Here is a 26,847-nt window from a genome sequence, read left to right on the forward strand (position 1 = left end):
AAAAATAAAAAAGTCCGCATCTTGGGAAGCTACGGACTATAAACTCATCTAAGCAACAGCTAAACAGTTTGTCGATTAGAGAGAAAACACTATCTTTTTAATCTAATCGAGATATTAGTTTAGGTCAACTTAAAATAGTATACAGCAGTAAAAAACTCAAAAAATTGTGACACACTCTACACTTCCTTGTTGATTAAGCAAAAATCAATATATTTATTTAAATTTAATAAAACAATATATCAATTTATATGTTGTTCAACTTGGTTATTTATCATACTCAGTGCTCTTGTACTGAAATATTTTATTAGCTGAACTTAATATTATAAATAAGATAACTTTTCATGATTTTCCAGCCACCTATTGTTTCTATAATATTTAAATCAACTTACCCTATGTTTACCAAGGCTAACTCAAACTTAATTTCTCACTTAAATATAAATTTAAAATAGTGTTCTAAAATAGAGTAATGGTTAATCTCAGGAATAATTTCAAAAGAAATCATATCGTCACCTTGACTAAGTCGGTACTCAAAATAATTTTGACTTTGCCATTTTAATTCACTAAGTTCTAATCCACCACACAAAATCGTACAAGGAATATTGATCTGTTCCTGCTGATGAATAGGACTATATTTCAAAATATCCTCTTGCGATAAGTTTAAAGCGTGATTTAAATGACTCTCTTGTATAGGTAATAAATCATAAATCCCACTTAATAAAGTTGCCTTGGATAATAACGGATGGTTTAAACATAAAGCACCAAGATGAGCACCTGCTGAATGGCCGACCAATACTACTTCGTCTGTTTTCCAATTCTGCTGTGCAATAAAATCGAGCGCTTGTTGAGTTTGAGCAACGATTTGTGAAATATGACTTTGAGGAGCCAAGTCATATTCTAAAAGTACACACTGCGCTCCTTTTGCTAATATGTACGGCGCTATAAAGACAAAGTCCGATTTATCACACCACTGCCAATATCCCCCATGTATAAAAATTACGGTTTTATTGACATGTTCTAGAGGAAAAAAATCCAGCGTTGATCGGTTCTTTGAACCGTACTTTATATCTTTTATATGATGATAGGCCTGATAACTCAGCAAGCTTCTGTATTGGAAGCCTGCTAGTATTTCACCTTCATTCTCTACCGTTGTAGCATTGTCATACTTTCTCATATACCAATCACTTCAATGTTTCTTCACTAGAGTTGAGATTTAACTTTACGGTAGAACGTTTCAAATAATAGAAAAATATAAGAACCAGAACTAAAGGTACGCCAAATTGTAAAGTAGACTTAAATTCACTGGTAAACCAGGTAGTCACTGTAATGCTTAAAATCGCAATAAACCCAAACAAAGAGATAAATCGACTAGCAGGAATTTTAAATTTTAGTTGTATATTTTGCTGAACCATATGTCTTCTAAAAAACATATGAGTCACAAATATACTTCCCCACGTGAACAACGCACCAAACATGGATAGCGCAATCATAATTGGAAATGCGGAAGCTGGATTAATCGTATAAACAATACTAGCAATACCAATCCCTACCGCAGATAACAACAGCGCATTTACCGGTACACCATTACTACTAATTCGACCAAAGACTTTTGGGGCATCACCTGCACGTGACAAGCTAAACAGCATACGAGTTGAAATATAAAGCATGCTATTCATGGCTGATAAGGCAGCTACAATTACAATAAAGTTTAAAATACTATCCGCATACGGGATACCGACATTCTTCATGACCATAACAAACGGACTTGTTGCATCTGCTCCAATCAAAACAGTCCACGGCACCAAAGTAACGATTAGGAATAAGGACAATAAATAAAACAAAATGAGTCGAAGTGCTGTGCTTTTGAATGCTTTTTTAACTGCCTTTTCTGGGTCTTTAGCTTCGCCAGCCGCGACAGCAATCATTTCTATACTTAAATAACTAAATATTGAAATGATTACTCCAATCCAGACCCCACTAAAGCCATTTGGAAAAAAGCCCCCATGTCCTGATAAATGAGTTACAACTTGTGTCATTCCCTGATTGCTTTGCGTCAAGATACCAATAGACAAAAGAATAAACACAATAATGGCAAAAACTTTAATTGTGGAAAACCAGTATTCCACTAGTCCAAAAGCTTTAACACTATAGGCATTTACAACAAGTAAGGTCAGTGAAAAAAATCCAATCCAGACCCAAGAGCCTACATTTGGGAACCAGAGCTTCATATAATCAGCAACGGCGGTAATCTCTGTACCTACCGCCAGTACAATACAAGCCCAGTAACAGTAGCGAACTAAGAAGCCAGCAAGTGGACTTATATAATGTTCTGCATATGCACCAAATGAGCCCGAAGTAGGATGCTGAACTGTCATTTCAGCCAAACAAGCCATAAGCGCAAAAGCAATTAAACCACCAATCGCATAGCTGACTATGACTGCGGGACCTGCAAAGCTAATTGCAAATTTGCTTCCCATAAACAATCCGGTTCCAATTGCTCCACCAATCGCAATCATCCCCATCTGTTTTGCAGATAACTTTTTATGCAGCCCAGCTTCTCTATTTTGTATTTCATCAAAACTACTCATAGGCCCTCCTAGCCATTTGTTTTATTTTGATTCCTTAAAATCAGGTCACTTCACCGCGAACTAAATACTTTTTGTTTTTCCATTCACTATTCAGCATGGTTTCTTTTAAGTGCTGTACTGCATTCCAAATATCTTCAAAGCCCAGATACAAAGGTGTAATACCAAATCTCAAGACTGCAGGTTCCCGATAATCACCAATCACACCGCGTGCAATAAGTGCCTGAATAATTTCATAACCGAATTCATGACGATAACTAACATGGCTACCACGATGCTTATGATCTAAAGGCGTAATTAACTCAAATCCAAATTCAGAACATTCTTGATGTACCAATTGAATAAATAAATCAGTTAATTTCAAAGATTTCTCACGGATTTTTTTCATATCAGCATGCAGGAAAATATCCACTCCGCATTCAATCAAACTCATAGAAATAACCGGCTGAGTTCCACATAAATATCGGCGGATACTATTCGCTGGCTCATAATGCTGTGCCATATCAAATGGTTTTTTATGACTCCACCAACCTGATAAAGGCTGCCAGAACTGATCACGGTGCTTTTCATTGACCCAGAGCAATGCAGGAGAACCAGGGCCACCATTTAAATATTTATAGGTACAACCAATCGCAAAATCGCTATCAGTTTGATTAAGGTGCATAGGAACAGCACCGACTGAGTGACATAAATCCCAAATCACCAAAGCACCTTTAGAATGAATTTGTTCATTAATAGATGCCATATCATAAAAATAACCAGTGCGGTAATTCACATGGGAAAGTACCACTACAGCAACATCTTTCTCTAAAGCACGAGATAAGTCTTCTACGCCATCAATTAATTCAACCTGATAGCCCTTTTGAATTAAGTCAATGAAACCTTCAATAATGTAAATATCTGTTGGAAAGGCATCTTTTTCTGCCACAATAATTTTGTGTTCAGGGAATTTATCAGCCTGAATTTTTACCGCTGCAGATAAAACTTTAAATAAGTTCAGTGTAGTTGAATCTGAAATAACAACTTCACCTTTTTCCGCACCAATCAGTTTAGCGACTTTGTCACCCAGCCGTGTTGGTAGCCCCCACCAGTCTGCCTTATTCCAGCTATTGATCAGATCTTCTCCCCATTCTTGGGAAATAATATGCTGAGCGACAGCCAAAGATTTCTTTGGTCTAGCACCTAAAGAGTTACCATCTAAATAAATGACGCCTTCTGGCAATGCAAATTCATCTTTAAATTTTTTGAGTTCATCTTCCTGATCCCAATACAAACACTGTTCACGAGTAATCATTTGATATTGCACCTATTTCTACATTTCCTTTGTATTTGAATTTTATCACGTCAATTTGTACGATTTATTCGATAATATTTGATCAAAAATAGCTATTTTCGTATAAAATTCTAATTAAAATTAAAAAATATGGATGAAATTCGAAAATGAATGTAGATGCGATCGATCTAAAAATTTTGAAGTATTTACAAGACAATGCCCGTTTAAGTAACCAAGAACTTGCTGATCTTGTTAATCTTTCAGCATCTGCTTGTCACAGACGCGTTAAAATTTTAGAAACCAACGGAATCATTGAAAAATATCAAGCAAAAGTTAATTATGAAAAATTAGGTATAAAAATTGAGGCAATAGTTGAAATAAAACTTGCTCAACTCACCGAAAATGACCACAACTTTTTTTTAAGCCAAATCAAGAATTTTGATGAAGTCATCAATGCTTATATCATTACAGGTGAATCTAATTATGTACTGCACGTTGCCACTAAAGATCTAAACTCTTTTTCTCATTTTGTTATTAATACACTCAATAAAATTAAAGGTGTGGTAAGCATTAACTCAAAAATTATCTTACAGAAAATTATACAAAAGCCGCTGTAGAATATTTAGCTAAAATTAAAAAACTCTCGTTAAAAAATTTTTACTATGATCGAAACTGAACGTTTAATCTTAAGACAATGGAAAGAGTCTGATTCAGAGCCATTTATCAAAATGGGTTTAGACGAAGATGTTATGCGTTTTTTCCCAAAGCTTTTAGCTGCTACTGAAAGTATAAGTTTAATTCAAAGAATATCAGCTCTTATTGATGAAAATGGCTGGGGATTTTGGGCGGTAGAATTAAAAGAAACTCAAGAATTTATAGGCTTTATTGGCTTACACAACCAACCAGAACAATTTGATTTTTCTCCCTGCATTGAAATTGGATGGAGAATTGCTACAGAACACTGGAAAAAAGGTTATGCCACTGAAGGAGCAAAAGCAGCATTGGACTATGCCTTTAATATTCTCAATAAAGATAAAGTGGTTTCTTTCACAGCAACAGTGAATAAGCCATCTCAAGCCGTGATGGAAAGACTAGGAATGCGCAAAGTTAAATACTTTAATCATCCCAAGCTTCCAGATGAACATGCCTTACAAAAGCATGTTCTTTATGAAATATATCATCCTAAGCTTGAGTTATGACTGAGTTAAATACTAATATAAAAATATTTCAATAAATTTAAATGGTTACTACTCATCAAAGTCATAACCTACAGAGGTGGAATACTCCCAATACTCATTAATCTTATTCGCTATATCTTCTTTGTCCATGGTAGTTAAAACGTAGAAAAGTTTTGCCTCTTTATTTTTTCTCAAAATTAATAAATTGTAATAGTCATATTCGGGGCCATTTAGCCCTAATGATGGCTGTTCTTCACAATGCTTCTCAGCCTTGTAATGCCATTCAAGTTTATAAGTATCAATACCATTGGCAGCATTGATTACAATGCCATCATTGGCTCCTCCAATAAATCCAATTTTCATCGCCTACTCTAAATTGTTATTCAAATGATTTTTAATATAACTTTAAATAAGTAGAGTTCAATTTATAAAATGTTTGCCAATACGTATCCTATGTAAATCAAAATAACGAGATGATTATTTCATTGTCCGTAAATACTCATAAGCTTCTTTTTCGTTGCTCTCAAGATGAACTTTTGCTTCCGTTTCATCATTTAATGTTTCGTTTATTATTTTGCTCCCTTCATAAGAAATTTGATGACCAATCTGGAAATCTGCTCCTAATGCATCAATCACAATAAACTGCCCAGCCGTGTTTGAAGCAATAAAAAAACTGTTGTTACGATAACCATATCTAATTGTATATAATCCCACTTTTATTCCAACTTTTAATAATATTTAAATAATAATAATTTCATATAAAGTATAGAAACGCAAAAAAGTATCAAAAAACTAATTTACAATTCATATAACTACCTATTTTTAAAAATTTTATCAGTCATTTTTTTATCTACTCTACTTCTATGACCATTTTCAAAAAATTTATTCACATGGCACAATTTAGTAGTGGTATCACAAAATACACCATTAGAAAAAGTAAAAGCAGATGTATCAAAGTCACCTTGTGAAAAAGCTTGTTTTGCTTTTTTTGCACCTAAATATTGATTAGTTAAGGATTTGGAAACGCCCTTTTTATCTGCACAAATATATTTATCACAGACTACACCTCTTTTAGGTGAAAAAACTGCAGCTGTATTTTGTGCCAATGTATTTGCACTAAACGCAAAACAAACAGAACCGATAAAAACAACAAAGAAATTAGAATTTTTCATTTTTTAATTCACTCGTTATCATTAATTATTGAAATAATATACCAAAAGTAAAATATCTTTAGAACTTTAAAATGATGAGATAACAACAAATCAATCTGTTTTTGAGGCTTTAATGTTTATAATCTTAAGCTAATTTCTTCCATGTATATTTAAAGCTGGAGCGTTCGCAACATGAATAAGGTAGTCCTGTTTGACATGGATGGAACTTTACTAGATTTGGCTTTTGATGACTTTATCTGGAACGAATGCTTACCTAAAAGACATTCTGAAACACATCATCTATCTTTAACTGAGAGTCAAGAAATATTAAACCAGTTTTATCGCAGCCATAAACATACGCTTGCTTGGTACTCATCAAATTACTGGACACAAACAACTGGCGTGGATGTTTTAAAGCTCCAGCAAGAATTTCAGCATAAAATTAAAGCGAGACCAGGATGCATGGAGCTGCTCAACGCTTTAAAAGCACAAGATTATCAATGTTGGCTAGTCACCAATGCTGACTGTGCAAGCCTAAAATTAAAACTTGATAACGTTCCTATCCAAGATTTTTTTGAAGTCATCGTATCTAGCGAACAAATTGGTTACGCAAAAGAAAACATCCGATTCTGGCAAGAGTTGCAACGCTTGCATTATTTTGCGCCAGAAAGCACTATTTTTTTAGATGACACTCTTCCTGTTTTAAAAACAGCAGAAAAATTTGGTATAAGACACTTGTTTACTATCTTACAGCCCTCAAGTCTTAAGAGTAAAAGACAGCCACAAGATTTAGAGTATAAAGCTCTAGATCAGCTTACAGAGCTACTGTCTATTTTGAATCAAATTGATAGAAAGGATAATGATGTCAAAATTGCGTGAAAACGATGCTGTAGAAACCATGCGTGTCGACAAATGGTTGTGGGCAGCACGTTTTTTTAAAACCCGTTCTATTGCTAAAGCTGCAATTGAAGGGGGTAAAGTACATCACAATAATGAACGTGTAAAAGTTTCTAAAGAGATTCGTGTCGGTATGGAGCTCGTAGTTCAACAAGGTTTCGATAAAAAAACAGTTGTTGTTAAAGCGCTCTCCAATACCCGAGGACCGGCTCCTGTTGCACAACAACTTTATGAAGAAACAGAAGTAAGTATTGCAAGACGGGAGTTGATTGCTTCCCAACGAAAATTGCATAATCTAGCACGACCTGACCATAGACCAAGCAAGAAAGATCGGCGACAAATCAATCGGTTTAAACAGGATAATGATCAACATTATGAAGATCACTGGTCTTATAATGATGAATAAAAACGTCGAGTTGTGTCGCACTCACATATACAATATATAGAAGCTAGAGAAAAAATCTGTCACTATTAGCCCTGTGAAACAAGTTGAGATTCAATGCATCCACTTGGGTTAAACGTGATGAACATAGAGTATTGAGGTTTTTGAGATGGATGAGAATAAAAGCAAAGCATTACAAGCCGCTTTGAGCCAAATTGAGAAGCAATTTGGTAAAAATACGGTTATGCGTCTTGGTGATAACACTGTTCAAGCAGTTGAAGCCGTATCTACAGGTTCTTTAACTTTAGACATCGCATTGGGGATTGGTGGTTTACCAAAAGGCCGTATTATCGAAATTTATGGTCCTGAATCTTCTGGTAAAACTACAATGACATTGCAAGCAATTGCTCAATGTCAAAAATCTGGTGGTACATGTGCTTTCATTGATGCTGAGCACGCCCTAGACCCTCAATATGCACGCAAACTTGGTGTAGATATTGATAACCTACTTGTTTCACAACCCGACAATGGTGAGCAAGCACTTGAAATTGCTGACATGCTTGTCCGTTCAGGCGCAATTGATTTAATCGTTGTGGACTCGGTAGCTGCACTTACCCCTAAAGCAGAAATCGAAGGTGAGATGGGTGACTCTCATATGGGTCTACAAGCACGTCTTATGAGCCAGGCACTTCGTAAAATTACGGGTAATGCTAAACGTTCAAACTGTATGGTTATCTTCATTAACCAGATTCGTATGAAAATTGGTGTTATGTTTGGTAGCCCAGAAACTACCACTGGTGGTAACGCTCTTAAATTCTACGCTTCAGTTCGTTTAGATATTCGTCGTATCGGTCAAGTAAAAGAAGGCGATGAAATTGTTGGTTCAGAAACTAAAGTTAAAGTCGTTAAGAACAAAATGGCTCCTCCGTTTAAAGAAGCTATTTTCCAAATTCTATACGGTAAAGGTACTAACCAACTAGGTGAACTTGTAGATTTAGCTGTACAACAGGATATCGTACAAAAAGCTGGTGCATGGTATTCATATCAAGGCAATAAAATTGGCCAAGGTAAAAACAATGTAATTCGCTATTTTGAAGAAAATACTCAAATAGCTGAAGAAATTGAACGTAATATCCGTGAACAATTGCTGACTACAGGCACAAATGGTGCAGTTCAAATTGAAGATGAAGAAGAGCCAGATCTTTTATTAGAATCGTAATTATACATGAGTCATAAAACGCCCTTCGGGGCGTTTTTTACAAGGAATTTTATATGTTCAAAAGAAACGATGAGCAATCTCAGCAGCGCCCTCCTCTTACTGGCCAACGTTTACGCTCATATGCTTTTGCTTTACTCACTCGCCGAGATTACTCTAAAGCAGAGCTTATCGAGAAATTAGCTCTTTATGCACAAAATATAGAAGAAGTAAAACAACTGGTTGAGGAGTTATCTGAACAAAATTACCAGAGTGATCAGCGTGTTGCTGAGCAAATGCTAGCAAGCCAAATTCGTAAAGGTAAAGGACCGAAACGGATTCAACAAGCTTTAAAAACTAAACAAATTGAAAATGATTTAATTGCAGATGAAATTCAAGAAATTGATTGGGTAGAACAAGCTTATCAACTTAAAGTTAAAAAATTTGGAGAAGCTGTAGAGAAAGATCCAAAACTTAAAGCAAAACAGATCAGATTCTTACAATATAGAGGATTTGATTTAGATGTAATTTTAAAAGCAATCCAAAGAAAATTGGATTAAAAGAATGGTGGCAACCCCACTAGCAAAACTTCGGCACATCATAGATCTGCTACCGTTGCTACCTTCCGGTCCTGGCGGGGTTCACAGAGTACAATTGCGAAGCCACCAGCGGGGCTACCATTGCAAAACAAAGTATAGAGATTTTTAAAAGAGTTGCAACCCTTCTCTGTCTTTTTCAGCAAGTTTTTGTTTCGATTGATTAATTCATCAGCAAAAATAGCTTAAAACACTAAAAATGTAATTTTCTGAACTTATGCTCTTTTCGTATTTTGCATAAAATATGCTTGAAGATTGTAAACTATCCTTGCATTTAAACTGTTAACTGCTTTAATTGCATTGATCAATGAAAAACCTTAGATATTTAGAGAATTGTTTTTTATATTCCTGTATCGAGGTGGCTTTTATATAAAATTATGGATTTATACACATGCAAATGAAGAAGCATTCTTTATTATTTATTGCCTTAATGAGTACCACTTCTCTATACGCAAACATTCCTATCGAGTCTCGTGGTTTAAGTCAAAATGATGGTAGTGCATCTAATACTTCTTCAAGCAATATTTCAGTTCCTACAAATTTAAACTGGGAATTGATGCAAAAAAACCAACAATTAGAAAATGATATTCGTACATTAAGAGGTCAGTTAGAAGAACAAGCGAATGATATTGAGCAATTAAAGAAAGACCTTGCGAACCGCTATACTGATTTAGATCAACGTTTAGAATTATTACACCAAAAAGTTGACCCTGACAGTGCTACACAAGATGATAGTTCGAATGCAACGTCCGATAACACTACTCCTGCTAGTGCACCAGCCCCTCAAACCACAGAGAGTAATAAAGTAGCTACAGTACCAGCCACACAAACTTCTGAGCAGCAGCCTAGCGCACCAACAACCACTACTCAACCAGCACCAGCTGCTGCGCAAAACCCGTCAAATTCCCTCGAATTAGAAAAAGCTGCTTATACTGTAGCTTTAGATGCGTATAAACAAGGCGGTGCTAAAAAAGCAATTGCTCCAATGCAAAACTTTATAAAAAACCATCCTAATAGTATCTATACAGGTAATGCTTATTTTTGGTTAGCCGAGTTTCATTTAGCGACAGATCCAGTAAACTATAATGAAGCAAAGAAAAACTATAATGTCGTAGCTAACCAATACCCAAATTCAAGTAAGGCACCTCGAGCATTGTACCAACTTTATAGTATTGCTAAAGATGTTGATAAGAATACTGTGTCAGCAAATCAATACAAGAACAAGTTACTTAGCCAATATCCAAAGTCTGAAGAAGCAAAATTCTTTAACAAATAATTTAGACATAAAAAAGACACTGTTTTAACAGTGTCTTTTTTTATGTCTTCTTGATTAGCGCACAATTCCACGCTCTGATTGTTCAAGAGAATCAATCAAGAGTTGAGCTTCCGGAACTGAAGGTAAGATTTCACTTTTAATTTGGTCAATAGCTTGAACAGAAGTTAATCCAGATTTAAATATCAATTTATAAGCTTCTCTTAAGCCTTGAATTGTATTTTTAGACCAACCTTTTCTTCGCATACCTTCAATATTTATACCAAACGCATGTGCAGGGTTACCAGACGCCATCACATAGGCCGGAACATCTTTAAGAATCAGAGATGCCCCACCAATCATGCTATAAGAATCGATCTTACAGAATTGATGAATTCCAGAATTACCACCCACAATAACGTGATCACCAATATGTACATGTCCAGCGACACCTACATTATTAGCAAAGATATTATGGTCACCTACGATACAATCATGTGCAATATGTGTATTTACCATTAATAGGTTATGACTACCTATCTTGGTTAATGCATTATCTTGCACCGTACCTCTATGTAAGCTGCAATGTTCGCGAATTAGATTATTGTTACCAATTTCAAGCCACGTTTCTTCACCTTTATATTTGAGGTCTTGGCAAACTTCGCCAACACTTGCAAATTGAAAGATTTCGTTATTTTGGCCAATTCTGGTAAAACCACCTACAACCACATGAGAATGTAATTTAGTACCAGCACCAATAGTCACTTGAGGACCAATAATACAATAAGGTCCTATTTGAACATCTGAAGCAATCACTGCAGATGGATCAATAATGGCGGTAGAATGGATTAAATCGTGATTGCTCATGCCTGCTCTGTTTTTTGGTGTGAAATCATAATCTCAGCGGTTGCTGCTACAATGCCGTCAACGCTAGCTGTACAATTGTATTTGTAGATACCGCGCTTCTGCATAACCAACTCAGATTTTAATACAAGTTGATCACCTGCAACTACTTGTTTTTTAAATCTAACTCTTTCTGCACCAGCAAACAGGAATAATGAACCTGGTTTTGGCGTTTCATTGTTCATAATAAAACCAAGAACGCCTGAAACTTGAGCTAATGCTTCAACAATGAGAACACCAGGCATAATTGGATATTCTGGGAAATGCCCTTGTAGGAACTCTTCATTGATAGAAACATTTTTATAACCAACAATACTATTGTCAGTAACTTCAGTCACACGATCAACCAATAAGAATGGGTAACGATGCGGCAAATATTGACGAATCGTTTGAATCTGCATTGGTAATTCAGGGATGGCAAATTTAGGTGTAGTAGACTCGGTCATAATATTCTATTTACGCAAATTAAAAGTTGATTCAAGAGACTCTATTTGAGCTTGTATATGATCAAGTCGTTTAGTGATTTGGGTCAATGGCACATCTGCTAATTGTCGCAAGCGTACAATCGTCTTTTTCCAATGATTATTTTCAAATAATCCGGTTCCCGAAGAGTAAGTTCCAGCTTCAGAAATATTTTTTGTGACCATTGACATTCCAGTCAAAGTCACATTATCAGCAATTGAAAGGTGTCCTGCCACTCCACACGCCCCAGCTAGAATACAGTTTTTGCCAATTTTTGTACTTCCAGCAATACCGCACTTCGCTGCAATAGCAGTATTTGAACCAATATGGACGTTATGTGCAATTTGCACAAGGTTATCAATAATAACCCCATCTTCCAAAATTGTATTATCAAGTGCGCCTCTATCAATACTACAATTTGATCCAATTCGGACATCATTTCCAATTAAAACTGAACCTAATTGAGCAATACGATGCCACTTTCCTTGATATGGAGCAAAACCAAAACCTTCTCCACCAATGACAGTACTTGAATGAATACGGACGCGATCTCGTAATTTAGAACTACCTGTAATAGTGACATGAGAATCAATAAAACAGTCTTTTCCAACTTCTACATTATCATCAAGTTTGGTATGTGACTGAATGACGGTATTATCGCCAACTACACAATTCTCACCAATAACCACATAGTGACCAATATAAGCAGTTTCGGAAATAACAGCAGATGGATGAATTTGGGCAGTGCTTTCTATGCCTGTTGAGCTAATCTTTTTATCAAATACATGGGTAAGGATTGCAAACGCAAGATAGGGATTATCAACAATAATAAAATTATCTTTTTCAGGAAGATGCTCTTTTAAAGCTGCAGTAATAATGTAAGCACCCGCACGGCTTACTTTAGCTTGATCGAGATGTTTCTCACCATTCACAAAAGTAAGATGGTTAACCTCTGCATTTTCCAAACTCGCCAAGTTTGAAAATTGAAGACTACCTTCACCAATTAGCTCACCTTTAACAAGGTGAGCTAATTCATCTAAACGATATTGTTGCACTTTCATTAATTTATTTCATTGAATTAACCTTTTGTATCATTTTATCAGTTAAATCATACTTAGCGTCATAGGCAACAGTCGAATTTTTATTCAAAATAAAGTCAAGATTATTTTCTTTTCGTAATTGCTCAGCAGCTTGCTTAACTCTAGTCTCAAAAGTTGTATTCATACTTTGTAAGCTCGTTTGAACTCTTGACTGTAAGCCTTGCTGTGTTGAATTAAACTCATTTAATTTCGATTGATACTGAGATTGTAATTTTTTAATCTCATCTTCTTTCATTTTTTGGCCTTGAGTCTGCGCTTGACGTTGAAGCCCTTCTAACTCTTTACCTAATTGCTCAAGCTTAGTTGTAGTTGGTTTCACAGACTGGTTTAAGCTTGCATTTTGCTGTTTCAAATAAGTACTACTTTCAACAACTTTAGCAAGATCAATTACCCCATAACCAGCTGCATTAGCTGCTACTGAAGCTACTGTCAGGCCTAACCCTAACATTAATTTATTTAATTTATTCATATAAATCTCTTTCCTTATTTCGTTATGCAAAAAGATCGTACTTAGAAAGTACGACCAATTTCAAACTGAATTTCTTTAGTTTCATCACCCGGTTTATCATTTAACGGGAATGCATAGCTAAGTGACAATGGACCAATCATGGTAATCCAGGTTACACCAACACCCACACTATAACGTAAGTTACCTAAATCAAATCCATAATTATCTTCACAATATTTTCTAACATCCGTAATGGTCTGGCCATTAATCTTCATACCTTTGTTGCCATAAACAGAGTTATCAATATTACATTTAGTATCAAAAACCTGACCGCCTTCAGCAAAAAGAACAGGACGTACTTGTCGAGTCCAGTCACCTTTAAATGGCATTGGTAAAACTAACTCTGTACCAAATTGGACCAGAGCATTGCCACCTACTTCTTCAGGAGAACTATCATTTTGCTTAGTTTCTTGTAGATTTACACTTGGATATTTAGGTCCTAGGGTACTGTTATCATAGCCACGAACAGAACCGTAACCGCCTGCATAGAAGTTTTTATAGAATGGCAAATCATTACCATAACCTAACTTACCATAACCACGAAGTACAAAGCCGGTACTACCAATAGGGAAAAATGCTTGAGTATCATAAGTTACTTTTTGATAATCAACATCACTACCTGGTAAACCAATTTCAAGACCTACACGATGAGACATACCTGACGTTGGGAAAATTGGTCTGTTTAAAGTGTTATAAGACCAACCCAAGTTCAAGTTATAAGTAAAGAATTCCCCTTCAAATGCATTATCATAAGTTTCTTCAGGGACTTTACATTCCCCCTTCTCGGTATCATATTGAGAATTACCATTTGCATCTGTTGGGCAATATGTACCTTTACTAGTTGCCTTACCGCCATTTGCCAATAAATAATCACGTACATATGTAGAAACATAAGGACCTGTGGTTACTTTAGTGTTATCAACGCCCACCGAAGCACTTAAACTTTGATTTTCGTCAATTGGATAACCAAAACTTAAACTACCACCGAAACTATCCGTTACATAGTTGTTAACGTTATAGTCATCATTCAGCTTCGTTTTACGATAATAGACATTATAACCGCGGCTTACCCCATCAATGGTAAAGTAAGGGTCAGTAACACTTAAGTTGTAATAGTCTTGAGTTTCAGAACGCGATAAGTCAATTGCAACTCGGTTACCAGTACCCATAAAGTTAGTTTGACTAAGTCCTGCTTGGAACGTAATACCACCACTTTGCGAATAACCAACCGCTAATGTAGTAGTACCTGAATGTTGTTCTTCAACATTTACGTTTAAGTCAACTTGGTCTGGAGAGTTTGGAATACGAGCAGGTTTAATATCAACGGTTTTAAAGAAACCTGTACGCTCTAAACGAACTTTAGATAAGTCAATTTTTTCATTGCTCGCTAATGCACCTTCCATCTGACGCATTTCACGACGTAATACTTCATCAGAAGTTTTGCTATTACCAGTAAAATTAATACGACGTACGGTAACTTGTTGACCTGGATTCACATAATAATTTAAGTCAACAACGCCAGTTTCATTATTAATCTGCGGCACAATATTTACATCTGCAAAATAATAACCTGCATTACCATACTTACGTAAAAGTAATTGCTTAACTGCATTTACTTTTTCTTGTGAATAGGTATCACCATCTTTATAAATTTTTAATGCTTGTAATTCTTCAGGCTTATAAAGTGCATCACCTAAGAATTTAGTTTGACCAAATTTAAATTGACTACCTTCATCAACAGCAACCTCAATAAAGATATGCTTTTTATCTTCACTAATATTGAGTTGGGAATTATTAATATTAAAATTAATATAGCCTTTGTTAAGGTACATGGCACGTAAAGCTTCAAGGCTTGCAGCCATTTTTTCACGTGCATAGCGGTCATTACGTGTGACTACAGAAGCCCAACCACTTTCTTTAACTGCAAATGCTTGTTTAATTTCACTGTCTTTAAAAACAGTATTACCAATTACATTAATATCAAAGACTTTTGCCGGCGTTCCTTCATTAAAATTAATTTTTAATTCAACGCGGTTATTTGGACGAGCAACTGTATCAACTGTAACATCAGCATCGTAACGGCCTTGTTGAGTATATTGTTGCTCTAATTCTGTCTCAATGGTTTGCAAAGCAGATTTCTTAAAAACCTCACCCTCAGCAATACCCATTTTTTTGAGGCCTTGTTCTAGAGCCTCTTTTGGAATAAGTTTATTACCCTTAAATTCAAGCTTTGAAATAATTGGGCGCTCAATAACATTAAAAACCAAAGTATCATTTTCTTTTGATGCTTTAATATCATCAAAAAGTCCAGTGGCATACAATGTTCGAATTGCTTCGGCGATCATCGGTTCATTAACGCGATCGCCACTGTTGATTGGCAACATGGTATAAACATTTGCAGGAGTAAGACGGACCAACCCGTTTACACGAATATCTCTAACAACGAAATCATCAGCTGCATATGCTTGTTGTACCGCTGCCATAGCGCTAACAAGTGCCAAAGGCATTAAAAAATGTGTGTGCCGCATGCCAGTTTTTTCCAGTAAGTTATAAATCCATATACGTTTACAAACGCATAAAGTCATTAAATAAAGCTAAAAGCATCATACTACCGAGCAGTACCATACCAATTTTTAGACCAAACATTTGTATTTGTTCAGAAACAGGCTTCCCACGAATAGCTTCAATAATGTAATACACTAGATGGCCACCATCTAGCATTGGAATTGGTAATAAGTTTAAAATTCCAAGGCTTACACTCATTAAAGCCATAAAAGAGATAAAGGTTTCCCAACCCATTTCTGCACTTTGGCCAGCTACTTTTGCAATGGTAATTGGTCCAGAAAGATTTTCTAATCCAATTAGTCCCTTAACCATTTTTACTATTGAATTCAAAATCATGCTAGAGATTTGGCCAGTTTTATCAAGTGCCATTTCAAAAGCTTGTATTGGAGTATATTGAATTGTTTGCTTATATTCGTCAGGAATTGTAATTTTTCCAGCATCACTTTTTACACCAAGTACTCCATTTACCTGCCCCATGCTATCACGCTTACCTTGTGGCATAACTTGTAAATGTACTAGTTGTTCATGACGTAAGACATCAATCTTAAGTAACTTTTCTGGGGAACGCTGGACAACTTCTACCACGTCGAACCAATCTTTCATAGGCTGGCCATCAATCGCAACAATACGATCGCCCACTTTCATCCCTTGACGAATCGCCGCACCATCTTCCGTTAACTCTGTTACAACAGCAGGAATCACAGGTCGATAAGGCAAGAAACCTAATACGTCCAGTGCAGATTCATTTTGATTTTTTAGAAAATCTTTAATTGGTAATACAAAATTTTGTTCGGAACCAGCACGGTCCACATCAATATTTATAGTACCTGTTTCCCCAACTCGATCAATCAAAGCAAAGTTTAGCTTTTCCCATGTCGTTGTCTCTTTCCCATCAACAGCAATAATTTTGTCACCTACATGCAACTGAGCTGCTGCAGCTGGAGAGTTTGGAATAATTTTGCCAATTTTAGTATTTAATTGTTCTTGTGCTGGTAAAAACAAAATCCAAAAGAGGAGTACGGCAAAAATCAAGTTAATTAATGGTCCAGCAGCAACAATCGCTATACGTTTCCACGGTTTTTGACGGTTAAAAGCATATGGTAGATCTTGTTCTGCCACATTACCTTCTCGCTCGTCCAACATTTTGACATAGCCACCTAAAGGTAAGGCAGAAAGCTGATATTTAATACCAGACTTCTTAGACGTCCATTTCAGTAAAGTTGGTCCAAACCCAATTGAGTAAACTAAAACTTTAACGCCAAGTTTTCGCGCAACCCAGTAATGGCCAAACTCATGGATTGCAATTAGAGGCCCAAGTAAAAGAGCTGCCGCTGCAATCATAAACAGTGCATTCATTTCAGCCTCCAATACTTGATATATATTGCTGAGCTACAGATCGGGCCACTTTATCTTTATCTAAAATGCACTCGATGCTTTCAGCCGCTGCATTCTCTAATTTTTCCAAAGTATGCTCTACCACTTGCGGAATACTTGTGAATCCAATCCTTTCCATTAAGAATGCTTCAACTGCAATTTCATTAGCTGCATTCAAAATGGTGGGCGCCAAACCTCCCGCACGCATTGCTTGTCTTGCCAAATTTAATGCAGGAAATTTTTGGGTATCCGGTGCCTGAAAATTAAGTTGAGAATACTCAAATAAATCTAAAGCAGGAACATTAGTTTGTAAACGCTCAGGCCATGCCAATGCATGTGCAATCGGAGTACACATATCCGGGTTACCCATTTGTGCTAATGTTGAACCATCAACATACTGCACCATAGAGTGAATGATACTTTGTGGATGAACAACAACTGTAACAAAATGTTCAGATATTGAAAATAAATGACAAGCCTCAATTAACTCTAACCCTTTATTCATAAGAGTAGCCGAGTCAACCGAAATTTTTTGTCCCATTGACCAGTTTGGATGTTTACATGCTTGTTGCGGTGTTACATGAACCAATTGTTCTAGGGAATGATTTAAAAAAGGACCACCAGATGCTGTAAGCAATATTTTAGATACACCTAGCTGTGGTTGCCCTGTTCTATCTGCTTGTAAATAATTATGAGGCAATGATTGGAAAATTGCATTATGTTCCGAATCAACTGGCAATAACAATGCCTGATGATCACGAGCAGCTTGCATCATGATTTCACCAGACATAACTAATGCTTCTTTGTTGGCAAGTAGTACTCTTTTACCTGCCTTAACAGCCGCTAAAGTTGGCAACAGCCCAGCTGCCCCTACAATTGCAGCCATAACAATATCCACATCTGTATGAGATGCGATATCGACTAAACCCTCTTGCCCAGCTAAAACATCAATAGCCGATATATTTTGCTGAGCAAATAGTGTTTTTAGTTCAGCTATTTTCTGTTCAGGAACAACAACAACTTTAGGTCGAAACTGTTTGCAGATTTCAACAAGTTCAGAAATTCGACTATGCGCCGAAACTGCAAAGACTGAATACTTATCTGGATGTTGACCTAAAATTTTTAAGGTACTTTGTCCAATAGAACCGGTTACACCCAATATGCAAACAGATTGTGTCATCTATAAATCTACACCAATAAGCTTTAATATATACATTCCCGTTGCAAAAATCGGGGCTGCTGCGAGTAAAGAATCAATACGGTCCAATACACCACCATGACCTGGCAAAACACGGCCAGAGTCTTTAATACCAGCACGGCGTTTGATCATTGATTCAAATAAATCACCTAATACTGAACCGAACACTGTAATTAAAGACAAAATCAAGAATAGAAGTTGTTGAACCCAAGTTAGGTTTAAATATTGATATTGCACCACAAGCATTACAATAATTGTAGTGAGAATACCGCCATATAAACCTTCTACTGATTTATTAGGACTTACTGTAGGCGCCAATTTTCTTTTACCGAATTTACGGCCTACAAAGTAAGCTCCACTATCTGCACCCCACACAAGCAAGAACAAATACATCAACCACCATGGTGAGCTTTGCCATACTACAAAGATTGCAGTCACTGCTGCACAGATAAGAATCAAACCAATGACATATAGGGTCGCGTTATACCACCCATCGAATTCAGGAAAAGACTTGACCCAATAAACACTAACGAGCCAAGTTAAAATTGAAGCAGACCATAACAGTAAAGCAATGTCATGAAAGAATAAGGCAACACCAGAAACAAAGGCAACAAGTAGACCATAACCCCAAGCTTTAGGTTTTACTACTGCACCAACTTCCCGAGGCATTAACTTATACCATTCATACCCCGCAACTCCTGCTGCTACAATCATAAGTACCAACATTGGATAATGTGATTGCGTAGCAAACATACAGCCCAAAACAACTGCAACAAGTACCAATGCGGTAACAATCCGCTCTAACATTATAATTTCTCGATTTTCTCTTGCTGAATTTGTTCAGATGTTTTACCGAAACGACGTTCACGCCCTGAAAAGACATTCAATGCATGGTCGAATTCTTCCACTGTAAATTCCGGCCACAAAGTATCCGTAAAATACAGCTCCGCATAAGCTGCTTGCCATAACAAGAAGTTAGATATACGGAAATCTCCACCTGTACGGATCAACAAGTCCACAGCTGGCAGATCGTTTAGACTGACATATTTTTCGAACAAATCAACATTTATTTGATCAGCGTCAATTTCGCCACGGGAAACTGCTTGAGCAACCTGCTTAGCTGCATTTGCAATATCCCACATACCACCATAGCTTACTGCAATAGTTAATGTCATGGCGTCATGATGTGCTGTTTGTTGCTCTGCATCTTCCATTAAGGCAACTAAATGTGAAGGTAATCGGGAACGATCCCCTATAAAGCGCAAAGCAATATTGAATTTCTTCATGCGAGGTATTTGCTCATGAATCGTTTCTTCAAGAAGTTTCATAAGCAGATCGACTTCATATTGTGGTCGATTCCAATTTTCACTCGAAAATGCAAAAACAGTTAAAGCACGAACGCCAGTTTTAACACAATGTTCAACAATAGGGTCAAGAACATTTTTACCCTCTCTGTGCCCATCGCCTTTTTGCATTTGATTTTTCTTTGCAAAGCGATTGTTGCCATCCATGATGATGGCAACATGCTGAGGAAGATGATACTCTTCTGAATCGGTCATAAAAATTAGACCTTCATCAATTCTGCTTCTTTCGCTGCTAGACGCTTGTCTACTTCTGCAACATATTTATCAGTGATTTTTTGGATATCATCGCCTGCACGACGCTCATCATCTTCAGAAATTTCTTTCTCTTTTAACAATGCCTTGATATCACCTAATACATCACGACGAATATTACGGATAGCAACTTTCGCATTTTCAGCTTCACTACGAGCGATTTTCTGCATATCACGACGTGTTTCTTCAGTTAAAGCTGGTAAAGGTACACGGATTGAATCAGCAGTAATAGGATTTAAACCTAAATCACTTTCACGAATTGCTTTATCAATTGCAGCAACCATCGTACGTTCAAAGGGTTGAACGATAAGCGTACGAGAATCTTCAACACCAACGTTCGCTACTTGGTTTAAAGGCACATCAGAACCATAGTAAGGAACCATTACCCCATTTAAAATTGATGGGTGTGCACGGCCGGTACGAACTTTAGCAAACCCTTGTTCCAAAGACTCAAGAGTTTTTAACATACGCTGTTCGCTGTCTTTTTTCAGATCGTTAATCATATGATCTTCCTTACTTATTTATTCAAGGATGTATATAACAAATTTAATTTAGCGCTAGTATAAAGAGCTTTACGGCACACGTACATTATTTAGTAACGCGTGTACCCTCTTTTTCACCCATTACCACTGACAATAGCGCACCAGATTTATTCATATCAAATACTTGTAATGGAACATTATGGTCACGGCATAAGCAAATTGCCGTTAAATCCATAACACCCAGTTTTTCATCTAACACTTGGTCAAATGTTAAATGGTCATATTTCACCGCATCTTCGTATTTGCTCGGATCTTTATTATAAACACCATCTACTTTGGTCGCTTTCAAAATTAAATTTGCTTCAATTTCAATACCACGTAAACATGCTGCTGTATCAGTTGTAAAGAAGGGATTCCCTGTTCCTGCTACGAAAACGCACACTTCGCCTTGGCTTAAATGACGAATCGCATCACGACTTGAGTAAGACTCTACAACAGTACCGATTGGTAGCGCTGACATAAGACGAGTTCTGATGTTACGGCGCACCAATGCATCACGCATTGCCAAACCATTCATAACAGTTGCAAGCATCCCCATCTGATCACCTGTTACACGGCCAACCAAACCGTCTTTTTGTAACTGGCTACCACGATATAAGTTACCGCCACCCACAACGATACCTACTTGCACCCCCAAGCCAACCAAATGTGCAATAGAAAGTGACATCTGATCTAAAACTTGAGCATCAATACCCATATCTTTATTACCTGATAAAGCTTCACCAGATAATTTTAATAAAATTCGTGAATAACGGGGGCTGATTGTTTCCGCCATGATTTTGCTCCAAGACCTCTTAAACTGAATGCTTTTTGAATCGTGATTCGATTAGACCGATTTAATTTTAATTAACTTTGCAAATAAGTCGTATTCATCCGCATCGGTAATTTCGACTTCCAACATATCGCCTGGTTGAATAGTGCTCTTATCGATATCTTCTACAAAGACATTACCGTCAATTTCCGGAGCATCGGCATAAGAACGTGCAACAGCAACAGGATATTCATCTTCCAAACTATCGACCAATACAGTCATCGTTTGACCAATACGTTTTTGTAATTTGGCAGCAGAGATTTGTTGCTGCACTTGCATAAAGCGCTCGTAACGCTCTTGCTTAATTTCTTCTGGCACATGATCTGGTAAATCATTTGCCGTAGCGCCTTCTACTGGTGAATAGGTAAAGCAGCCTACACGATCAAGTTGAGCTTCAACCAACCAATCGAGCAAAATCTGGAAGTCTTCTTCAGTTTCGCCTGGAAAGCCAACCACGAAAGTAGAACGGATCACAAGATCCGGGCATTTTTCGCGCCATAATTTAATTTTTTCTAATGTATTCTCACTATGCGCCGGACGTTTCATTAATTTAAGAACGCGTGGGCTTGCATGCTGGAATGGAATATCGAGGTATGGCAAGATTTTACCTTGAGCCATCAAATCGATTACTGCATCAACATGTGGATATGGATATACATAATGTAAGCGAACCCAAATTCCAAGCTGACCAAGTGCTTCACACATGTCAAAGAATTTGGTTTTTACGGGCTGTCCATTCCAGAAATCGAGCTTATATTTGGTGTCTACGCCATAAGCTGAGGTATCTTGGGAAATGACCAAGATTTCTTTTACACCTGCACGTTTTAACGCAGCAGCTTCTTCTAATACGCTTCCAACCGGACGTGATACTAAATCACCGCGCATGCTCGGGATAATACAGAAGGTACAACGGTGGTTACAGCCTTCAGATATTTTTAAATAAGCATAATGTTTCGGTGTTAAACGGATACCTTGTTCAGGAACAAGGTCAATAAACGGATTATGTTTAGGCGGTGCTGGGACATATTCATGTACAGCTTCCATAACGTCTTGATAAGCTGCTGCACCAGTAACTTTTAGAACATTAGGGTGCATTTGACGAATTTTATCTTCGTCTTTACCTAAACAGCCCGTCACAATAACTCGGCCATTTTCACTCATGGCTTCGCCAATTGCATCTAAAGATTCTTGTACTGCAGATTCAATAAAACCACAGGTATTAACAACAACTAAATCAGCACCATCATAATCTGATGCAACTTGATAACCTTCAGTCTTTAACTGAGTTAAAATTCGTTCAGAATCTACCAATGCCTTAGGACAACCTAAAGAAACAAAACCGACTTTGGGGGTCTTCATGAATCTGCGCTCCACTTGAATGCGCGTATTGTATGTCTTTTCTCGTCTCAAGCATAGGTGGAAACCCCACTCTTTGTGTAATGCACCAAAATACAACCAATATTTGCACCAAAACTCAATATTGCACCAAGTTGGATCATGATATTATTGGTCTATACATCCGTATTTTTGACCAAAAGATATTAAGAACGATTTTAGAGCGCTTTAACTACGCTTAAAACCTTAAAATAAACCATAAACAAAGTTGGCGTACATTTTGCATCAATCATGTTCTATAACGGTGAAAACCGATAACCAATGAAGATGCCATTGCGCCATTTTAAGACAGGAACGATTCGCTAATGGATCAACACACACCTATCGACTATCGCCTATTGGTAGACAATTTAACTACTGCGATTTTATTAATCGATAGTAACTTTAATATTTTTTATTTGAATTCCGCTTGTGAAGCACTTTTTGACATTAGTTTGCTTCGCGCTTCTGGACAACCGGTTTTAAATTTACTTCATGCACCTGATGATACCTTTAATACGCATGAAGCCTTATTGAACACATTAAAAACGGGACAACCTTATACACGTCGTGAAGCCATCATTAATGTCAATTTTAAAGATTTACATGTGGATTATACGGTCTCTCAATTAAATGCAGGTAAAAGCTACCACCCGCTGTTACTTATTGAGTTAAATCCTATTGATCGTATGTTGAAAATTTCTAAGGAAGAAAACCTAATTCAACAACATCAAGTGGCTAGACAACTGGTTCGAGGCGTTGCTCACGAAATTAAAAACCCTCTGGCTGGTATTCGGGGGGCAACTCAGTTACTTGCTCGTAGTTTAAATGACGAGAGCTATGCTGAATTTACAGATATCATTATTAACGAGGTAGATCGTCTCACCAATTTGGCCGACACCATGTTGGGCTCAAGACAACTGCCAAGTTATGAAAATGTAAATGTGCATGAACCTCTAGAACGGGTACGCTCTTTAATCGCAAATCAGACCAAGAAAAAAATCAAAATTACGCGTGATTATGATTTGTCTTTACCCGATGTAAAAGCCGATCGAGATCAGCTCATTCAAGTCATGCTCAATATTAGCGTTAATGCGATTCAAGCTATTACAGAAAATAAATCATTTTTTACAGATCAAGAGCCTGAATTAATTTTACGCACCCGTATTCAACGTCTAGTCACCATTAATGGAGTACTCAACCGCTCTGCTGTACGAGTCGATATTGAAGACAATGGACCGGGTATTCCCGAAAGCATTTTAGAGTCTGTGTTTTACCCTTTGGTTACAGGACGAGCAAAAGGCACAGGGCTTGGCCTGAGTATTGCACAGAACATCATGCATCAACATAACGGAATGATTGAATGCCAATCAGTTCCTGGAAAAACAATGTTTAGCTTATATTTACCTTGGGAGTCAGACCGTGTCGCGAAATAAAATATGGGTTATTGATGACGATCGCGCCATGCGATGGGTACTTGAAAAGACCTTTAAAGAAGAAGGATTTGACGTCACCAATTTTGAAGAAGCTCAAACAGCACTGGAACGTTTACATCATGATGCGCCCGATGTCATCTTAACTGACATTCGTATGCCAGGTATTGATGGGTTAACTTTCTTATCTAAAGTGAAAAACTCTCACCCCGACTTGCCTGTTATCATTATGACAGCGCATTCGGACTTAGAGTCTGCTGTATCAAGCTATCAGACTGGTGCATTTGAGTATTTACCAAAACCATTTGATATTGATGAAGCTTTAGCTCTAGTCAATCGAGCGATTTTGCATATCAATAAATTGCAGCAGCAAGAAGCGACAAAAACAGCTTCACCACTACAATCAACAGAAATTATTGGCGAATCTCCTGCTATGCAAGAGGTTTTCCGAGCGATTGGTCGTTTATCTCAGTCGCATATTACCGTTTTAATTAATGGTGAATCAGGCACAGGTAAAGAACTGGTTGCGCATGCTTTACATAAACATTCTCCACGACGCGCTAAGCCTTTTATTGCTTTAAACATGGCAGCAATTCCTAAAGATTTAATCGAAACGGAATTATTTGGTCATGAAAAAGGTGCTTTCACGGGTGCAAACACCCAACATCAAGGCCGCTTTGAACAAGCAAATGGTGGAACTCTCTTCCTTGATGAAATTGGTGACATGCCATTTGAAACCCAGACTCGATTGTTACGTGTGCTCGCAGATGGTGAGTTTTACCGAGTTGGTGGTCATATACCGGTTAAAGTAGATGTCAGAATTGTCGCGGCAACCCATCAAGACTTAGAAAAACTGGTGAATGAAGGTCGTTTTCGTGAAGACTTATACCACCGTCTAAATGTTATTCGAATTCATATTCCGAAGCTTGCGCATCGTAGTGAAGACATCCCGATGCTGGCTCAACATTTCTTGGCTCGCGCGGGTAAAGAGCTAGGTGTAAGTCCAAAGATTTTACGCACTGAAACAACGGACTATATGCAACAATTACCTTGGCCTGGTAATGTTCGTCAGCTTGAGAATACCTGCCGTTGGTTAACCGTCATGATTACTGGTCGTGAGGTTTATCCGGAAGATTTACCTTCTGAGCTTAAACAGGTTCCACTCCAAAAAAGTAGTGAGACTAGTCAACCAGCACCATCTTTTGAACGTATTTCTTTGCACCATTGGGATGAGCTACTAAGCCAATGGGCAATTCAAAAACTTAAAAATGGTGAAATGAAGATTTTAGACATTGCTACTCCAATGTTTGAGCGCACCTTAATTAATGCAGCACTACAGCAAACTCGTGGGCGCAAACGTCATGCAGCCGAACTGTTAGGTTGGGGTCGTAACACCCTAACCAGAAAGTTAAAAGAGCTAGGCATGGATTCTGCTGATGATGATGATGAAGACGAACATAAAGCAACTTTGTCAGAAGCTTAAAACCGAAGCAAAAATCAAAAAGCGGCTAATTTAATTTAGCCGCTTTTCTTTATGACTATTTAAATCGGAATTAACTGCCAAACTAAAATGTGAACATACAGTTACATGATCAAAAAATTCTAAATTTCCACATAAATCATTATATTTTATATATTTTACCTGAACCTATGCTCTACTTATTGTTTACCAGATGACCTAAAAACATACCAATGACCATCGTTAAAGATAGATTTGCTATACTAGATAAGCAGTGTTAGCCGTCGTTATTAAATTTTATGCATGATCCAGTCCTTGAGTCACATCATCTCGTATGTGAGAAACCCCAAACACGCCGCGGTATAGAACGTCGTTTAGCTCTATTGCTAAGCGCAACCGAGCTGTTTTTGGAAAAAGGATATGATGCTGTCTCTCTTGACGACATCGTTAATCATGCTGGTGGTTCAAAAACCTCTATTTATAAATACTTTGGTAATAAAGATGGCTTATTTACTGCAATCTGCGATTATCGCCGTGAAATGTTTTTTAAAGATATCTGCATTGCATTTCAAACAGAGCAAACTTCTTTAAAAGATTATTTAATCCAAACTCTCATCCGTTTTTATAAGCACATTATTCAACCTGAACACATTGCCTTTTTACGTTTGGTTATTGAACAAACTCAATGTAATGCGACTTTAAGCCAATACTTATATGAAAAATGTGCTCTGGATGTCCAAAATACAATTGCTCAAGCCTTACTCATATCTCATCAATCAGGTGAAATTACCTGTACATCTCCTGATCATTCCTCTCTTATGTATTTTGGAATTTTACGTGATATTGAATGGCGAATGATTATGGGAATGCCTCTCCCACCTAATGAAACGGAAGTCATTGATTATATTAACTATTGTGTTGATATTTTCTTAAAGGGCCATCATAAAGTCTAATTCTTTTGCATTTTGAAATGCTTATAGTATAGTAGACTTCTTT

General features: G+C 37.1%; 28 protein-coding genes and 1 other RNA gene. 10 read left to right on the forward strand and 19 right to left on the reverse strand.

The genetic code is table 11. The annotated features are described in order from the left end of the window. Positions 1-424: 424 nt before the first annotated feature. From EGS71_RS04000 to kynU, 3 genes are read right to left on the reverse strand one after another with little or no spacing between them, the layout of a single operon-like run. Positions 425-1,171, reverse strand: coding sequence for an alpha/beta hydrolase (locus EGS71_RS04000; RefSeq protein ID WP_001233770.1), 747 nt, complete (start codon positions 1,169-1,171; stop codon positions 425-427). A gap of 7 nt (positions 1,172-1,178) precedes the next feature. Beyond that, positions 1,179-2,585, reverse strand: coding sequence for an amino acid permease (locus EGS71_RS04005; protein WP_000093791.1), 1,407 nt, complete (start codon positions 2,583-2,585; stop codon positions 1,179-1,181). Between the two features lie 40 nt (positions 2,586-2,625). Further along, positions 2,626-3,876, reverse strand: coding sequence for a kynureninase (gene kynU / locus EGS71_RS04010; RefSeq protein ID WP_000632783.1), 1,251 nt, complete (start codon positions 3,874-3,876; stop codon positions 2,626-2,628). A 146-nt stretch (positions 3,877-4,022) separates the two neighbouring features. Between kynU and gigD the strand changes: the two genes are divergently transcribed. Together gigD and EGS71_RS04020 are read left to right on the forward strand one after the other, a co-directional pair. Continuing rightward, positions 4,023-4,472 carry an Lrp/AsnC family transcriptional regulator GigD gene (gene gigD / locus EGS71_RS04015; RefSeq protein ID WP_001099948.1) on the forward strand — a complete coding sequence of 150 codons (450 nt, stop codon included), beginning with the start codon at positions 4,023-4,025 and terminating at the stop codon, positions 4,470-4,472. 45 nt (positions 4,473-4,517) lie between these two features. After that, positions 4,518-5,054: a GNAT family N-acetyltransferase gene (locus EGS71_RS04020; protein WP_000573221.1), complete on the forward strand. Its 537-nt coding sequence runs from the start codon at positions 4,518-4,520 to the stop codon at positions 5,052-5,054. A 48-nt stretch (positions 5,055-5,102) separates the two neighbouring features. Here EGS71_RS04020 and EGS71_RS04025 read toward each other — a convergent pair whose 3' ends face one another. From EGS71_RS04025 to EGS71_RS04035, 3 genes are all read right to left on the reverse strand, one after another. Further along, a complete protein-coding gene (locus EGS71_RS04025; RefSeq protein ID WP_000689662.1) occupies positions 5,103-5,396 on the reverse strand; it encodes a hypothetical protein in 294 nt (97 codons plus the stop codon). A 114-nt stretch (positions 5,397-5,510) separates the two neighbouring features. Then, positions 5,511-5,747 carry a hypothetical protein gene (locus EGS71_RS04030; RefSeq protein WP_000525044.1) on the reverse strand — a complete coding sequence of 79 codons (237 nt, stop codon included), beginning with the start codon at positions 5,745-5,747 and terminating at the stop codon, positions 5,511-5,513. 98 nt (positions 5,748-5,845) lie between these two features. Further along, complete coding sequence (locus EGS71_RS04035; protein ID WP_000798367.1) at positions 5,846-6,205, reverse strand: YcgJ family protein; 360 nt, start codon at positions 6,203-6,205, stop codon at positions 5,846-5,848. 171 nt (positions 6,206-6,376) lie between these two features. Between EGS71_RS04035 and EGS71_RS04040 the strand changes: the two genes are divergently transcribed. The 4 genes from EGS71_RS04040 to EGS71_RS04055 all read left to right on the forward strand — a co-directional run bounded on the left by EGS71_RS04040 (position 6,377) and on the right by EGS71_RS04055 (position 9,218). After that, positions 6,377-7,063 carry an HAD-IA family hydrolase gene (locus EGS71_RS04040; protein WP_002009676.1) on the forward strand — a complete coding sequence of 229 codons (687 nt, stop codon included), beginning with the start codon at positions 6,377-6,379 and terminating at the stop codon, positions 7,061-7,063. Then, entirely contained in the window at positions 7,047-7,487 is a 441-nt protein-coding gene (locus tag EGS71_RS04045; RefSeq protein ID WP_000040963.1) for an RNA-binding S4 domain-containing protein, read from the forward strand. Before EGS71_RS04040 ends, EGS71_RS04045 begins: the two co-directional genes overlap by 17 nt. A gap of 145 nt (positions 7,488-7,632) precedes the next feature. Beyond that, positions 7,633-8,682, forward strand: coding sequence for a recombinase RecA (gene recA / locus EGS71_RS04050; RefSeq protein WP_000344169.1), 1,050 nt, complete (start codon positions 7,633-7,635; stop codon positions 8,680-8,682). A gap of 53 nt (positions 8,683-8,735) precedes the next feature. Further along, entirely contained in the window at positions 8,736-9,218 is a 483-nt protein-coding gene (locus tag EGS71_RS04055) for a regulatory protein RecX (protein WP_000476751.1), read from the forward strand. Positions 9,219-9,232: 14 nt separating this feature from the next. Here EGS71_RS04055 and ffs read toward each other — a convergent pair. Continuing rightward, an RNA gene (ffs, locus tag EGS71_RS04060) (signal recognition particle sRNA small type) lies at positions 9,233-9,329 on the reverse strand. A 316-nt stretch (positions 9,330-9,645) separates the two neighbouring features. Here ffs and EGS71_RS04065 point away from each other — a divergent pair. Beyond that, positions 9,646-10,530, forward strand: a complete 885-nt coding sequence (locus EGS71_RS04065; protein ID WP_001178072.1) for a YbgF trimerization domain-containing protein — start codon at positions 9,646-9,648, stop codon at positions 10,528-10,530. A 54-nt stretch (positions 10,531-10,584) separates the two neighbouring features. Here EGS71_RS04065 and lpxA read toward each other — a convergent pair whose 3' ends face one another. The 12 genes from lpxA to rimO form a co-directional block, all read right to left on the reverse strand. Further along, a complete protein-coding gene (lpxA, locus tag EGS71_RS04070; RefSeq protein ID WP_000064875.1) occupies positions 10,585-11,373 on the reverse strand; it encodes an acyl-ACP--UDP-N-acetylglucosamine O-acyltransferase in 789 nt (262 codons plus the stop codon). Beyond that, the gene (gene fabZ / locus EGS71_RS04075; RefSeq protein WP_000140523.1) at positions 11,370-11,855 is read right to left on the reverse strand and encodes a 3-hydroxyacyl-ACP dehydratase FabZ; all 486 of its coding nucleotides are present in this window, start codon (positions 11,853-11,855) and stop codon (positions 11,370-11,372) included. The genes lpxA and fabZ overlap by 4 nt, the downstream gene beginning before the upstream one ends. 6 nt (positions 11,856-11,861) lie before the next feature. After that, entirely contained in the window at positions 11,862-12,932 is a 1,071-nt protein-coding gene (lpxD, locus tag EGS71_RS04080; RefSeq protein ID WP_000868100.1) for a UDP-3-O-(3-hydroxymyristoyl)glucosamine N-acyltransferase, read from the reverse strand. A 4-nt stretch (positions 12,933-12,936) separates the two neighbouring features. After that, positions 12,937-13,440: an OmpH family outer membrane protein gene (locus tag EGS71_RS04085; protein ID WP_001037943.1), complete on the reverse strand. Its 504-nt coding sequence runs from the start codon at positions 13,438-13,440 to the stop codon at positions 12,937-12,939. A 41-nt stretch (positions 13,441-13,481) separates the two neighbouring features. Then, positions 13,482-16,007 carry an outer membrane protein assembly factor BamA gene (gene bamA, locus EGS71_RS04090; RefSeq protein WP_002016574.1) on the reverse strand — a complete coding sequence of 842 codons (2,526 nt, stop codon included), beginning with the start codon at positions 16,005-16,007 and terminating at the stop codon, positions 13,482-13,484. Positions 16,008-16,044: 37 nt separating this feature from the next. Next, positions 16,045-17,400: an RIP metalloprotease RseP gene (rseP, locus tag EGS71_RS04095; RefSeq protein ID WP_000992583.1), complete on the reverse strand. Its 1,356-nt coding sequence runs from the start codon at positions 17,398-17,400 to the stop codon at positions 16,045-16,047. A gap of 1 nt (position 17,401) precedes the next feature. Next, entirely contained in the window at positions 17,402-18,598 is a 1,197-nt protein-coding gene (ispC, locus tag EGS71_RS04100) for a 1-deoxy-D-xylulose-5-phosphate reductoisomerase (RefSeq protein ID WP_000194637.1), read from the reverse strand. Beyond that, positions 18,599-19,423, reverse strand: a complete 825-nt coding sequence (locus EGS71_RS04105; protein ID WP_000893489.1) for a phosphatidate cytidylyltransferase — start codon at positions 19,421-19,423, stop codon at positions 18,599-18,601. After that, positions 19,423-20,175, reverse strand: coding sequence for a polyprenyl diphosphate synthase (gene uppS, locus EGS71_RS04110; protein WP_000132219.1), 753 nt, complete (start codon positions 20,173-20,175; stop codon positions 19,423-19,425). Before uppS ends, EGS71_RS04105 begins: the two co-directional genes overlap by 1 nt. Before the next feature lie 5 nt (positions 20,176-20,180). After that, positions 20,181-20,735, reverse strand: coding sequence for a ribosome recycling factor (gene frr / locus EGS71_RS04115; RefSeq protein ID WP_000606428.1), 555 nt, complete (start codon positions 20,733-20,735; stop codon positions 20,181-20,183). An 85-nt stretch (positions 20,736-20,820) separates the two neighbouring features. Then, entirely contained in the window at positions 20,821-21,549 is a 729-nt protein-coding gene (gene pyrH / locus EGS71_RS04120) for a UMP kinase (RefSeq protein ID WP_000852257.1), read from the reverse strand. 51 nt (positions 21,550-21,600) lie between these two features. Further along, positions 21,601-22,944 carry a 30S ribosomal protein S12 methylthiotransferase RimO gene (gene rimO, locus EGS71_RS04125; RefSeq protein ID WP_000856678.1) on the reverse strand — a complete coding sequence of 448 codons (1,344 nt, stop codon included), beginning with the start codon at positions 22,942-22,944 and terminating at the stop codon, positions 21,601-21,603. Between the two features lie 341 nt (positions 22,945-23,285). Here rimO and glnL point away from each other — a divergent pair, with 341 nt between their 5' ends. The 3 genes from glnL to adeN all read left to right on the forward strand — a co-directional run bounded on the left by glnL (position 23,286) and on the right by adeN (position 26,804). Then, on the forward strand, positions 23,286-24,395 hold the full coding sequence (gene glnL / locus EGS71_RS04135; RefSeq protein WP_000371970.1) for a nitrogen regulation protein NR(II): 1,110 nt from the start codon (positions 23,286-23,288) through the stop codon (positions 24,393-24,395). Continuing rightward, complete coding sequence (gene glnG, locus EGS71_RS04140) at positions 24,382-25,875, forward strand: nitrogen regulation protein NR(I) (protein ID WP_000089273.1); 1,494 nt, start codon at positions 24,382-24,384, stop codon at positions 25,873-25,875. The genes glnL and glnG overlap by 14 nt, the downstream gene beginning before the upstream one ends. A 275-nt stretch (positions 25,876-26,150) precedes the next feature. After that, entirely contained in the window at positions 26,151-26,804 is a 654-nt protein-coding gene (gene adeN, locus EGS71_RS04145; RefSeq protein ID WP_002010358.1) for a multidrug efflux transcriptional repressor AdeN, read from the forward strand. The last annotated feature ends 43 nt before the right edge of the window (positions 26,805-26,847 follow it).

It is taken from the genome of Acinetobacter sp. FDAARGOS_559 (genome assembly GCF_003940475.1).
Taxonomy (GTDB): Bacteria; Pseudomonadota; Gammaproteobacteria; order Pseudomonadales; family Moraxellaceae; genus Acinetobacter; species Acinetobacter baumannii.